This is a genomic window from Streptomyces sp. NPDC002817 (genome assembly GCF_053592055.1).
Map to the genome: position 1 here is coordinate 176,624 of NZ_JBSFUY010000018.1, position 13,264 is coordinate 189,887.

Sequence of the window (13,264 nt, forward strand, 5' to 3'; positions counted from 1 at the left end):
CCGCTCGACCTGAACGAACAGGTCCGTCAACTCCGCCAGCTGGCAGGAGACTTCGAAGAACTCTGCGCACGCGTCCGCGACGTCTCCTACACCCCCGGCACGGACGCCCTGCGTCGCATCAGCCCCCTCCTGCCGAAGACCCAGAACCTCACCGCCGCCGCCCTGGCGCACCTGACCGCCCTCGACAACAGCACCTACACCGTCCTCGCCGGCAGCCGCTCCGGCCTGGAGCTGCTGGCCTCCGTCGTGTACGGCGCATCGCTCGCCGGCAACGACCTCGCCAACGCGCTCTCAGCCAACCCGTACGAGGGCGCGCCGTTCGCCGGCTACCCGGCCGACGACGAGGCGGACCGCACCGTACGGCACGGCGAGGCCAAGCCGCGTATGACCGGCCACCTAGATGATGCCGCCCACCAGCTCGACCTGTGCGCGACCGGGTGTCACTACCTCGCCCACGGCATCACCGAGAACCTGGCCTCCGTACAGGACCGCAAGACCGCCCCGACGCAGCAGACAACCGGCGGCGCCCTCACCATCGCCCAGCACGACGCGCTGACGTCGCTCCAGGGTGGGGGACGGCTGTATGAGAGTTCACAGCGCGGGCCGGGGGTCACCCGCGTCGCCACCGACGACGGCACCCCGGTCTCCATCGCCACCTACCGGGCCCTGGCCAGACGCGGACTCGTCACCGCCGACACCAGCACCCCGCTCTACTACCACGGCCAGAAGATCACCGTCACGCAGGCCGGACACCGGGCCCTGACACAGCCACGGCCTCAGGCCGCGCCGACGGTCACACCGGCCACCGCGCCCAAGGCCGCCGCGACGCACGGTGCACGCCGGTGACGTCCTACGCCGCCCCGGAACGCCTGCTGGCCCTCGGCACCGCATACACCCGCCATCACGACGCGCTCTCCGGCCTGCTGCACAGCGGCACCCGCTCGCCCCACGCCTTCGCCCGGCACGTCCCCCGCACCCAGGCCCTGGCCCGTGAGGCTCTGGACGTGCCTCCTCTGCTGCACGGCATGAGCCTCTACTTCTCCCCCGACGTACGCAGCGGACTCGACCGGATCAAGCAGCTCGCGACCCCGGCCGCCACCGCCGCCGACCATCTCCTGGACGCCGTCGACTTCCTCCACGACGCTCCCCCGCCCACGACCAGCCTGGAGAGCATGACTGTCTCCCACCGCCGGGCGCTGTGGGAGGCCGGCCGGCATATCGGCCTGGCGCTCCAGCTGACTGCGCTCGGCGCGGACGACTGCCTGGACACGGCCGCTCTCTTCGCCCGGCAGTTGCACCGGCAGAAGATCGCACCCGAGCATCAGCTCCTCCCGCTCTCACCCACCCAGCACACAACGCTCAGCGCCGTCGCCCGCGGCTGCGTCAGCGTCCACCACGAAGACGGCAAGGTCTGGACAGACCGCGGGGAAGCGCGGGTGCCCATCAGCACCGTCCGCGCCCTGGAAACCCGCGGCCTGGTCCTGCGCGAGACGTGTCCCCGCCCGGCCCGCCAGGACCGCATCCACCTCACACCCGACGGACGCCGCACCCTCGCCGCCAGCCTCGGCCGCCCACACACCACCCCGCGTACCACCCGACCCGCAGCCCGAGCAGCACCCAACACCCGTCATACAGCTTCCCGTTGAGCCTCCCGCCCCGCGGACGCGCCTGTTCTGATCCGGCACCGATCCGCCCCGGACGGGCGCCAGCAGTCCCGAGGCACCAGACCCGCTCCCCTTCCACCGACGTAACTGGAGTCCCTTCGCATTCCATACCCCCATCCGACCTCACGGTGCAGGCCGGCGAACCGCTCCAACCCCCAGGCGGCCCGCACACCCACCTGACGGACGGACGCGACAGCCCGGCTTCCTCAGACGCCGAACTAGCCGCCATCACAAGAACCCTGACGTGGTATCAGCGTGCCGCGCTCCGCGTCCTGGCCCGTACGCCGAGCCGGATCCGGCGGCGCGACAGCGGCTCCCTCCACGTGGACACCCACACCTCGGCGCACATCGCGATCACCACCTGGCGCGCCCTGGAACGCAAGCGTCTCGTCCACCGCGACCATCAGGCACTTCCTGGCTCTCCGCTCGGGCAGCGCCTCGCGCTGACCGATCTCGGACTGGCCGTACTCAACCACTTCCACCCCAACTCCTTTCCTGCCTCAGCCACCGAGTTGTGGCCTCCCTCACCACCGGCGCACCTGACGGCCCTGCCCGGCCCGTCACGAACCCCCGCCGCTCCCCCGGTATCACCGCCCACCGCACCCACCACCCACACGCCGGGACGCTGATCCTCCCGACCACTCGCACCACGCCCCCCTTCAGCACCGGGCCGCAGAGCACACCGGCCATCACCGCACCGGCGGCAGCCGGTCCCGTCTGCCGTCAGACCGCTGCGGCCCGCACGGCGCTGACCGCCATCCCCTGCTCCTCCCTTCCATCGCCCCGCCCCACACAAGGGTTCCGCCATCTCCGAAACTCCCGCCCTCACCTGCATATCGCTAGGCGCCGGAATTCAATCCAGTGCGATGCTCGCCCTGCCAGCCGAAGGCACCCTCCCCAAAGTCGACTACGCCATCTTCGCCGACACGGGATGGGAACCGAAGGCCGTCTACTCCCACCTCGAACGCCTGGAGAGGGAGATAGCCGAACCGGCAGGAATACCCGTCCTGCACGTCACATCCGGCAACATCCGCGACGACGCACTTGACCCGGACCACCGCTTCGCATCCATGCCGCTGTACATCCTCAACCAGGACGGCCGACCCGGGATGACCAGGCGGCAATGCACCGGGGAATACAAGATCAAACCGATCAAGAAGAAGGTCCGGGAACTCCTCGGCTACCCCTACCCGCTGCGCATCCCGAAGGGCGTGTTCGTTGAGCAGTGGGTCGGCATCTCCACCGATGAATTCCACCGGGCCAAGGATGCTGACGTCAAGTACATGCGCAACCGGCACCCGCTCATCGACCTCAATTGGTCGCGCACGGACTGCGTCACATACTTGAACTCAATCGGCATGTCAGATACACCGAAATCGAGTTGCCTGGGCTGTCCATTCCACGGAAACCAGCAATGGAGGAATATCCGGGACAACAACCCTGAGGAATGGGCGGACGTGGTCGCCTTCGATGCGGCCATCCGCCAGGGCAACGCCCGCGCCAACGCCTCCGGGAACCGGCTGCTCGGGCAGGCATTCCTGCACCGCTCCCGCGTCCCGCTCGCCCAGGCCCCCATCGATCACGTCACGGCCGCCGAGTGGGCAGCGCGCCAGCAGGAACTCGACGACCTGGCCGCCGCGGTCGAGGAGCTGGAGAACGGGGTGGCCGACGGCTGCTCCCCGTGGGCGTGCCGGGGTGAAGTCGCGCCGGTGCAGGACGACTTCGGGCTGGCTTCTTGAGACGGATCATCCTCGACCTGTTCGCCGGTCCCGGCGGCTGGAGCCACGCGCTCACCGTGCTCGGCGCGCGGGACGTCGGCCTGGAGTGGGACGAGTGGGCCTGCAAGACCCGTGCCAGGGCAGGGCAGTTGACGATCCGGACCGATGTCGCCCGCTATCCGGCGTGGATCTTCTCCGGCCGGATCCTCGGGCTCATCGCCTCCCCTCCCTGCCAGGCATGGAGCATGGCAGGCAAACGCCTCGGCCTGGTCGACCAGCCGCTCGTCCACAAGGCCGTCGCCGACCTCGCCGCCGGACGCGACACCCGCGAGCAGCTGCTAGGCGAATGCGCGGACGAACGATCCCTCCTCGCGGCCGAGCCCATGCGATACCTCCACGCCCTGCACCTCGCAGGCGAGCCCGAGTGGGTGCTCATGGAGGAAGTCCCCGACGTCCTGCCCCTGTGGCGCCAGTACGCGGCCATCTTGCGGACCTGGGGATTCTCCGCCTGGACCGGCATCCTCAACGCCGCCGACTACGGCGTCCCCCAGACGCGGCGGCGGGCGATCCCGTCGCCTCACGCACCCGCACCGCCCAGCCCCCAACACCCACGCACGCGAAGACAGCCGAGCCTCAGTCCCTGTTCGGCCCCGGCCGTGAACGATGGGTGTCCATGGCCCAGGCCCTGGGCTGGGGCGCCACCGACCGGCCAGTGCCCACCGTGTGCGCCGGCGGCGGGCCAGGAGGCGGCCCCGAACCCTTCCCCTCCGGCTCCCGCAAGACCCTGACCGACGCCCGCGACCGCGGCACCTGGACACCCCGACCCGGTTCCGAGACCGTCCTCGCTTCCCCCTCAGAAGGCTCCGGCCCGGCTGCCCGGCACCGTGCCCGCTCGAACCGCCCCGCACAGACCCCGACCCCCAACTTCATGCCCGAGGAACGCCACTGGTCGTGGTCACTGCGCACCAACAACCAGACCAACGCCACCGTCCGATCCGTGTCCGAACCAGCCGGCACCCTGTTCTTCGGCCACCGGGCCAACGAGTGCACCTGGGTCGCCGACCCCACCTCCGGCCATCCGGACAGCGAACAGCGAACAGCACCGGCCCCGATCAAGATCACCGCACGGGAAGCGGGCGTGCTGCAGAGCTTCCCCGCCGACTACCCATGGCAGGGCAACAAGGGCCAGACCTTCTCACAGATCGGCAACGCCGTCCCCCCGCGCCTGGCCGCCCACCTGCTCTCCCCACACCTGGGCACCCCCTTCAACCCCGACGACTTCACTCTCACCGCCTGATGCCCCACACCCCCGCACCCGACGAGGACAACACCCTCGACCTCGCACCCGTACCGAAGCCCGTCCACTACGCCGAACAAGCCCTGCTCGGCGCTCTCCTCCTCGAACCCGCACGTCTGGCCGACACCGAGCCGCTGATCGCCCACCACTTCGACAGCCACACCCACGCCGCCCTGTTCACGGCGATCCGCACACTCCCACCGCCCGACCCCACCGACCACGCCACGGACACCACCTGGCTCAATGCCGTGCTGGACCACGCACGCCCACACGCTCCCGGCCTGAACGCCTCCTACGTTCACGGCCTCGTCCAGTTCTGCCCATACCCGAAGCACGCCGCGGCGTACGCCAAGATGATCCGCGCCGACAACGCCCGCCGCATCCTGCGCGGGCACGCTGAGCGACTCGCAGCCACCGCGGCCGACCCCGGCCTGCCCAACCCGGTCGCCACGACGCTCGGCCTGTCCGACGACATCGGCCGCGTCCTGGATTCCCTCGCCAAACAGTTCGCCCCGCACCCCGGCTCCCTCCCCCGCACCACGCTCCCCGCAGATGCCCCACGGCCGGCCAGCGAGGAAGACCTCGCTGAAGAACGCCTGCTGCTGGCGACCGCCACCGCCTATCCGGCGGACGTCCAGCAGATGCGGTGGCTGACCGAGGCGGACTTCCTGCTGCCGCTGCACGCCGCGCTCTGGCAGTCCATCACCGCACTGGTCCACCGCGGCGACATGGTCGACCCCATCACCGTCCTCGGCGAAGCCCAGCACCGCGGACTCCTCACCGAATCCTTCACCCCCAATGACCTGATCTCCCTGGTCTCCACTCCGGCCGGCTCCCCCGAGTACTGGGCCGAGGAGATCCTCAAACGTGCCCTCCTGGCCCGCGCCCAGCTGGTCGCCGCACGCATCACCGCCTACGCCGACGACCCGGCCAACACCCCCCACCAGCTCATCACCGGCAGCCGCCGCGCCCTGACCGACCTCAACGCCCTACGCACCCGCTGGAACCGCGCCACCGCCCCCACACCCGCGCCCCCTGCCAGTGCACCCACGCGGTCGGCCCCTCGGCCCCGAGCCGGACCGTCACACCCACCAGCCGTGACCGCCACCCGCGCCCACCGCTGACCGAACCCATCCGGCCCGCCCGTTTCTCCACCGCCGGGCCCGGACTCGGCACGAGCGCACCTCCGTGCCCTGCACCACCCTTGTCCCTCACGCTCCGGAGCACCCCATAGACGACATCGAACCCCAGTCCCTTGAAGCTCGCGCCACGCACGACACATCCGGCACGGCTGCGGACGCGGTCGCACCGCCCGTCGAGCGCGTGCCCTCCTACACCTCCGACCCCGGCGACCACGAGGCCCTGCTCAACAGCTTCCTCACCAAGAACGGCGACTGGGAGAAGTACAGGACCTGGGAAGACAACACCACCATCGCCAACCACGAATCGCTCACCCTGCGCGCCCTCTTCGACCACGACGCCCAATCCCGTGACCCGAAGTGGACCATCGCCGCGTACGAAACACCGGTCAGCGGCCTCCTGTGGCAGATGACCGTCGCCGCCACCACCCCCGCGCCCGTTCTCAACACCCTGCTGACCGTCCTGGCTGCCGGAGGCGCCTGGGACACAGCCGTTGGAAGCCCCGTCACCCCGAGGATGATCGCCCAGGTGTCCGGCCCCCTCATCGACGCGGGCTGGCAGCAGACCGCGCCCGGACGGTACCTGCACTGGCAGACGCCATCAGGCGACGCCGGCATCGCCTTCGACACCTTCGCTGCGCCAGGCTCCGACGTGTTTCTCCCGGCCTGGACCCTCTGGGCCGGCCCGACCATCAACCGTCCCGTCTGGGCCATCAACGCCACTGCCGATACCCCCGCCGGCCTTCTCGCCGACCTCAGCGAGGAACTCGCTCACGGAATGGGCACCCGCCGCTCCGTTTCCAGCACGGCAGCACCCACGGCGAACAACGCCGCCGCACTCCCGCCGAATCCGCCCCAGCGGGATCCGGCGGCACACCACCGCTGACCTGCCCACACCAGCGCAGGCCCGCGATACCCCACAGCGCTGCCCTTGTGAGCAGCTACACGTTGGCACGTTCGCCGAGGCGGGCGCTGTCTGGCAGGCCATTAGCACGGCGGTCGGGTCCTCCCGGCGGTACACCTCGCGCGCCCGGAAGCGCAGACGTCCTACCGTCGCACCCGGGTCGGGCGCGCACTGTAGCGGTGGAGTCCTGGTTACCGAAACCGGGACTCCACCGCACCATTAGTATTCCGCCGCCACGACCTGCCCGTACGTCGAAAGGGGCATCCGACGACCACCGGCCCGACCCCTGACGGTCACGGCCAGGGGGCCGTCGAGTGATCAAGCCGCCGCGTAGCTCGCGCGGAATAGTTCCTGCGCTCGCTCCACGTCCCTCGGTGTGCGGAGCTGCACCTCCAGGTCACCCGTTCCGTGGTGCCCGAGGCCGGACACGTCCCGCGTGAACCCGGGAACGAGGTCAACGTGCCTCGGGTCGACCTTCAGGTAAACCAGGAGCTTGCTGCGCTGGGGCGGGCACACGCAGGCGAAGTTCCGCAGACGCTGATATGCGAGGTATTGCTTGCGCTCGACGCGGTTAACTCCGTCTCCGAGACCAAGCAGCACCTCGTCGACCGTGTTCGCCAACTCCACCATCGACGCGCCCTGGACATCGGCTGCCGCCCGCGCGAGGGCCTGTCGACGCGCTCGACGGGCTACCCGCACGCCGCCGCTCACGGACTCCACGGTCTCAAGCCCGAGCATGTCGCTGCCGAACAGTCGGTAGCGAACCAAATCGATCGACCTCTGGTGCTCTCGCACAGCGTGTACGTCGTAGCGCGTGAAGTCGCCTGCGATACAGATCAAGCGCGGTCCGCTCCACAGCACTTGAGACGCGGCTGTAGCCGCGAGCCGGTCGCGGACCAGGTGCTCGAACTCGGCCTGGTGGTCCATCAGCCACGAGAGGTAGAACAAGCCCTGGTTGATCACGCCGGCATCGACGCCCCGCTTGTACTCGACGATCACAGGCGCACTGTTCTCGTCAAGGCCAAGCGAGTCGATGCGTCCCCCGTGCACGGGACCCGTGCTGTACTCGCTCGCCAAGAGCCGCACACCCAGCATGGTCTCCATGTGCGCCTCTACAAGGCTCTGCACGTCCGCCTCGACCTCAGCAAGACGTGGCATGACCTCGGCAATGCCGCTTTTCGTCATGTGAAACAGCTTCAGGCCCGACACCTTCCCCTCCTCGGCCAGGAGATTGTTAACGCCGGGCAGGTACAGGTTTGTTTCCGTAAGGGGGTCGGAAGTTGTGAGGAAAATGCATGGTCAGGACAAGGGCACGGGGCTCAGCCAGGCCTGGGTCGTGACAGATGGCGGCCGTGGCGATGAGACCATCCGTGCCCGGATACGGATGTCCATGAGGACGACGTCCGGGTGATGGGTGCGGGCGAGTTCCACGGCTTCCTGGCGTTGGCGGCCTCTCGGGCCACCTCCATGTCGGAGCAGGAGTCGATCAGAGGCCGGGGTGGGCCCCGCAGCAGGGCCTGGTCGGCGGCGAGCAGGACGCAGAGAGTCAAAGGGCTGTATCTCGTCGTTCGACCAGGGCTTACGACCAGGCGTGGGGCTGGATCGGCAGGACGGTGGTGACTTCGAAGCCGCCCTCAGGGCGGGGTCCGGCGTGCAGGTTCCCGCCAACGGAGTGCGCGCGCTCACGCATGCCCATCAGGCCGCGTCCGACGCCCGGAACCGCCGGAGTGGCGACGGTGCCGTCGTTGGTGACGGAAACGGTCAAGTAGGTGCCCGAATAGCTGAGCCGGACGCGGACGACGTGGTCGGACGCGTGTTTCGTGGCGTTGGTGAGCGCCTCCTGGATGATCCGATAGGCCGTCAGATCCACCCCGGGCGACAGGGGTTGGACTTCTCCCTCGATGGTGACCGCGACGGTGGTGCCGGCCGATTCGCACACCGCCGCCAGCTCCGACAGGCGGTCCAGACCCGGAGCCGGTTCCAGCGATTCGGCCTCTGGGTCTCCGGCCTGCCGCAGCACCCTTACCGTGGCCCGCAGCTCCCGCAGGACGGACGACGTGGTTCCGGCCAGGTCGGCAAGGATCTTCTGTGCTTGCTCCGGATGGCCAGGTGCGAGGTGGGCGGCGGTGCCGGCCTGCGCGTGGGCTACCGCCATGTGATGGGCGACCACGTCGTGCAGTTCACGTGCGATCCGCATGCGCTCCTCGGCCACGCGCAGCCGTGCCTCCTCCTCACGGGTGCGCTCGGCATACGCGGCGCGCGCCTGCACGGACCGCAGATAGTCATGCCGCAGTCGCGCCTTGCCGCCACCGACCAGTGGCAGGAGCAGCCACAGCACCGGACCGACCGTCCGAAGCAACAGCATGTCCGTATCGGGGCGGTCCAGTACGCCGGTGGTGACCACCATGGCCATGATCACCAGACCGTACCTGCGCGTGACCGTGGAGTCGGTGCCGATCGCCAGCCGGTACAGCGCCATCATGAGGGGCGCCAGCAGCAGCGGGGTGGGCAGATAGCCCATGGACCCGGTGGCCACCGTGCAGGCCGTGACCACGGAGACGGCGGTGCGCGGGTGGGCACGCGCCTTCGGCAGCGTAAGGCAGGAGACAGCGGCCAGGAGCGTGGCGATCCGGTCGTCATGCGGAAGGTCGGCCCCGGGAATACCGAGCGAGGTGCCGAGAGCCGTACAGCCGAACAGCCGAACAGCCGAACAGCCGAACAGCGCCAGGATCGTCATCGTCTCCACGACACGGGGGCAGCGCTCCACAAGACGCTCGAGGTTGCTCGTCATCATGCCTCTCCGGCTCGGACTGCGGTGTCCCTGGTCGCTGACGTTCGAAACGATGGCTGTGTGAGCCGCCCAGGTCTCTGCCTCGGGCAGCCCTGTCACATGCGAGGCCAGGAGGTGATCCCGCACCTCGAACGGCTCGTCCGGGGGCTGGCTCGGGCACGGAGACGCAGTGTTCGGGTGCCGCGTCAGGGCGACGCAGCCTCGCCACCGGAAGGCCGTACGGCCCAGGCAGTACAGAGAAGTTGCCACTCCAGGTAGCTCCATGTCCGTTCTTGATTCCCCTCCAGCCTCGCCGGGGAGGACCTGTCCCGTCGTCGTACTGCTACTGGCAATGCCGCCTACCGCATCCGCAGGACCGACTACTGGATCCGCAGTACGTGCCGGGCCGCCGCCTACTCCGTCGGTCTGACCACACCTGCGTCGGCCGACCGCACCCACCGCGCGCAACACCGCCCGGAACGTCCCGAAAGCACCGCACAAGGCGGGGTCCCTGGGAGCCGTCGCAGGCTCCGGGATGAACAGCTCACCCAGCACGTGTCCCAGTTCGTACAGGCATCAAGTCCGGCGGTCTGCGTCCACGTGACCGCGTACGCCGCTCAGGCTGTCCGGGCATCGTCCCGCGGCACGACCTCGGGCTGCTGCTCCATCTCCATGGAAGCCGCACCTCGCCCCGGCAGCTACTGCGACACCCTGCGTTGCCGCCACCACTGCCCATCTCCGAGGCCCTGCCGGAGGAACCAATCCACCCGACTCCGAACAGCCCCGGGGCAGCAGCGACATGACCAGGCAACCCGGTCAACTGCCTCCGGCGGCCCGGGTGCCGCTGGCTCACATGCACAAGCGGACAACGAAACATCGGATGAGCTGACCGTCGCGGCCACCTCTCTGTCAACACTCGATGGCGAGCGCCATACGAAACCCTTTCGGAAACACACCGGTGACATAACGGCGCTCCGTCCTAATAATTTCACCATCCGGCTCCCGCCTCATTGGCTGCAATTCGCATCCATGAGTGACCGCCGGCCTCACACCCCGTCTCATGGCGTTTCGCGATTCGTGTCTCGCCCAGCGAACGCCAATCCACGGGCACCCGTCGACCGCGGCCCTGCGGCCGAACCAAAACGAGGAAAGAGCATGGACACCTTGGCGAAACACGTCACCAGTCCAAGGGCGTTGGCCGGGCGAGGGCGTTCTGGCGGCCACCGCCGACCAGGCGTACGACTGCCGTTCTCCACACACTGCGATCCGATGTAACCCATCACGGCGCACCGTGCCCGGCGCAGGACCGCCTTGAGCTGAATCACAGTCGGGTCCGGGCGACCGACAGCCGGCACCACATGCCGGATTTCACCCAGTCGTTTTCACACGGTGCAGGCGGAGAGCGGGCCGCAAGAGTTCTTCATTCGGCCGCAGTGCCGCCCTGCCCAGCCCCAATGGCCGCTGACCATACGCTCAGAGGAATCACCATGATCAAGGCATTGGTACGGAAGGTGGTCGTGACAGCGACAGCCTTCGGTCTCGGCGCGGCATTCGCCGTCGCCTCCGCAGGGAGTGCGTCGGCGTACCAGCCGAGCCAGACGAACTTGTACGTGTCGCAGGACAGTGCCGCGTGCAACAAGAAGCCCTGCGTTCTCTACCCGAAGTCGGCCCAGCTTCCGAGCGGCCGCATCGTGGCGTCGTTCGAGAACAGCAAGGGCGATCCGGTGGGACAGACCCTGCCCGTCTACAAGAGCGACGACGACGGCACGACGTGGCAGAAGCTGACCGATCTCCAAGCCCCCGCCTACCTGTCCAGCGACTCCCAGTACGCGAAGTACACGAGCAACTGGACGAACCCCTATCTCTACGTGCTCCCGCAAGACGTCGGGTCTCTGAGTGCCGGCACACTGCTCCTGGCCAGCGTCGTCTCGGGCGACGACCCGTACTACAAGGAGCACAAGGCCGCCGACCCCAACTGGACACCGGACGGTGACGGCGACCGCAAGGACGTTGCGATCGCCTTGTATTCCAGCACCGACGACGGCGCGACCTGGAGCTTCCGGAACATCATCGCGACCGGTGGATGGGCGGGCAGCCGCGTCTCGAACGCCAACACCTACGCGCAGTCCGACCCGGTCTGGGAGCCATACCTGGTCGCCCGGAACGGCCAGCTCGTCGCCTACTACTCCGACGAGCACGACTACCTCGGCTTCGATGCCACCACCGGAGTACCGACCCGCGACCCGGACGACGACACGGCCACGGACTCGTACAACCAGATCCTCGTGCACAAGACCTGGAACGGCAGCAGCAGCACGTCCTGGAGCAGCCAGCCGATCGTGGACGTCCCGGGCACGACCGAGACCCTCAACGGAAAGACGCTGATCGGCAGAGGCCGCCCGGGCATGACCACGATCGCCGAGACCACCGACGGCAAGTGGCTGCTCACCTACGAGTACTGGGGTGGTGGGACGAACGTGAGGTACCGGATCGCGGACGACCCGCTGAAGTTCTACCCGAACAGTGTGACGGACCTGCCGGTCACAGACCTTCCGGTGCCCTCCGGGGGGCGCGCGATGTCGACGGGCGGCAGCCCGGTGCTCGTCACACTGCCGGACGGACGGATCGTCTACAACGCCAACGGCAGTTCCAGCGTCTGGATGAACGAGTCCGGCAAGAGCGACGGCACCTGGAAGGAGTACCAGACGCCGGTCACCAACGGTTACAGCCGCAATCTCCAGTACGTCGAGGACACGGGACGCGTCGTCATCCTCCAGGCCGACTTCGGCACGGGCTACGGCCCCATACGCTACGGCGAGGTCGACCTGGGCCGCTCCCAGGGCTCTTACAGCACGCTCGTCAACCGCGCGACAGGTCAGGCACTCAGCCCCGACGCCGGCAAGACCCAGGACGCCAACCTCACGGGAGACACCCCCGACCTCTTCCTGCGGGACCGCAACGCCACGGACGACACCCAGCGCTGGCATCTGACGGCCAAGGGCGACAACATCACCCTGCTCAACAAGGCCGGTGGCCGCTCGGTTGCCGTCTGGACCGGCAGCGCCACAGCCGGGCAGAAGCTCGCGCAGTGGGTCGACGACGGCGCCACCGACAAGCAGTGGACCCTCGTACCCTCGGCCGACGGCTACTACAAGATCCGGTCCGTCCGTAACACGAGCCTGTTCATGACCGGCGCGAGCCAGAACGGCGCCGTCGACCTCCAGGCATCGATCGATGCCTCCGGCAATGCCTCGGCGGACGACTCGCAGGAGTGGCAGCTCGTCCAGGACCCCCTGCCGACGGACTCGACCTTCACTTTGAAGGGCGCCAACTCCAACCGCTGCCTCGACGTGCCGAACGGCCAGACAGGTGTGCAGGTTCAGATCTACGACTGCTCCGGCAACGCGAACCAGACCATCACGCAGACCACCGCGGGCGAGCTCCGCGTCTCCGGCAAGTGCCTCGGCGCGGACGGCAACGGCACCACCTCGGGCACCAAGCTCATCCTCTGGACCTGCAACGGTTCGACCAGCCAGAAGTGGTCGTTCCGCCTCGACGGCTCCGTCATCAACCGCTCCAACGGTCTCGCCATCGACGTGACCAACTGGGGCACGGCCAACGGGTCGAAGGTCCAACTGGCGACGGCCCTCGGCAATGCCACCCAGAAGTGGAGCCGCGCATAGTCGATCCGGCGGGGTGCGTGTCGCTGCTCTGCTCCGCGTCGGAGTCGCTGTCCTGCGCGTCGAACTCGAAGCGGGGGCGCTGCTGGGCG

9 protein-coding genes and 2 pseudogenes are annotated in these 13,264 nt (G+C 68.6%); 8 read left to right on the forward strand and 3 right to left on the reverse strand.

What is annotated here, in order from left to right:
• The first annotated feature begins 246 nt into the window (after window positions 1-246).
• The 7 genes and pseudogenes from ACWD3I_RS29795 (at window position 247) to ACWD3I_RS29825 (ending at window position 6,704) form a co-directional block, all read left to right on the forward strand.
• Window positions 247-846, forward strand: coding sequence for a hypothetical protein (locus ACWD3I_RS29795; RefSeq protein ID WP_365403798.1), 600 nt, complete (start codon window positions 247-249; stop codon window positions 844-846).
• The gene (locus ACWD3I_RS29800) at window positions 843-1,646 is read left to right on the forward strand and encodes a hypothetical protein (RefSeq protein WP_365403795.1); all 804 of its coding nucleotides are present in this window, start codon (window positions 843-845) and stop codon (window positions 1,644-1,646) included. Before ACWD3I_RS29795 ends, ACWD3I_RS29800 begins: the two co-directional genes overlap by 4 nt.
• 341 nt (window positions 1,647-1,987) lie before the next feature.
• Complete coding sequence (locus tag ACWD3I_RS29805) at window positions 1,988-2,293, forward strand: hypothetical protein (RefSeq protein ID WP_451084215.1); 306 nt, start codon at window positions 1,988-1,990, stop codon at window positions 2,291-2,293.
• A gap of 237 nt (window positions 2,294-2,530) precedes the next feature.
• Entirely contained in the window at window positions 2,531-3,403 is an 873-nt protein-coding gene (locus ACWD3I_RS29810; protein ID WP_365403789.1) for an adenine nucleotide alpha hydrolase family protein, read from the forward strand.
• Between the two features lie 5 nt (window positions 3,404-3,408).
• Window positions 3,409-4,679: pseudogene (locus tag ACWD3I_RS29815) on the forward strand (DNA cytosine methyltransferase).
• Window positions 4,679-5,803, forward strand: a complete 1,125-nt coding sequence (locus tag ACWD3I_RS29820; protein WP_365403786.1) for a DnaB-like helicase N-terminal domain-containing protein — start codon at window positions 4,679-4,681, stop codon at window positions 5,801-5,803. The pseudogene ACWD3I_RS29815 and the gene ACWD3I_RS29820 overlap by 1 nt, the downstream one beginning before the upstream one ends.
• A gap of 199 nt (window positions 5,804-6,002) precedes the next feature.
• Window positions 6,003-6,704 (forward strand): DUF317 domain-containing protein, encoded by a 702-nt coding sequence (locus ACWD3I_RS29825; RefSeq protein ID WP_365403783.1) that lies wholly within the window; start codon window positions 6,003-6,005, stop codon window positions 6,702-6,704.
• 336 nt (window positions 6,705-7,040) lie between these two features.
• Here ACWD3I_RS29825 and ACWD3I_RS29830 read toward each other — a convergent pair whose 3' ends face one another.
• The 3 genes and pseudogenes from ACWD3I_RS29830 to ACWD3I_RS29840 all read right to left on the reverse strand — a co-directional run bounded on the left by ACWD3I_RS29830 (window position 7,041) and on the right by ACWD3I_RS29840 (window position 9,513).
• A complete protein-coding gene (locus ACWD3I_RS29830) occupies window positions 7,041-7,931 on the reverse strand; it encodes a DUF5655 domain-containing protein (RefSeq protein WP_365403780.1) in 891 nt (296 codons plus the stop codon).
• Between the two features lie 88 nt (window positions 7,932-8,019).
• A pseudogene (locus tag ACWD3I_RS29835) lies at window positions 8,020-8,272 on the reverse strand (response regulator); the annotation flags it as partial.
• A gap of 29 nt (window positions 8,273-8,301) precedes the next feature.
• Entirely contained in the window at window positions 8,302-9,513 is a 1,212-nt protein-coding gene (locus ACWD3I_RS29840; RefSeq protein ID WP_365403777.1) for a sensor histidine kinase, read from the reverse strand.
• Between the two features lie 1,466 nt (window positions 9,514-10,979).
• On the opposite strand from ACWD3I_RS29840, the gene ACWD3I_RS29845 reads away from it, so the two are divergent.
• A complete protein-coding gene (locus ACWD3I_RS29845; protein ID WP_365403774.1) occupies window positions 10,980-13,175 on the forward strand; it encodes an RICIN domain-containing protein in 2,196 nt (731 codons plus the stop codon).
• Window positions 13,176-13,264 lie beyond the last annotated feature (89 nt).

Bases quoted from the DNA above. Each gene is read 5' to 3' on its own strand.
- ACWD3I_RS29810 (WP_365403789.1), top strand. From the start codon at position 2,531: ATGCTCGCCCTGCCAGCCGAAGGCACCCTCCCCAAAGTCGACTACGCC.
- ACWD3I_RS29820 (WP_365403786.1), top strand. From the start codon at position 4,679: ATGCCCCACACCCCCGCACCCGACGAGGACAACACCCTCGACCTCGCA.
- ACWD3I_RS29840 (WP_365403777.1), bottom strand. From the start codon at position 9,513: ATGACGAGCAACCTCGAGCGTCTTGTGGAGCGCTGCCCCCGTGTCGTG.
- ACWD3I_RS29845 (WP_365403774.1), top strand. From the start codon at position 10,980: ATGATCAAGGCATTGGTACGGAAGGTGGTCGTGACAGCGACAGCCTTC.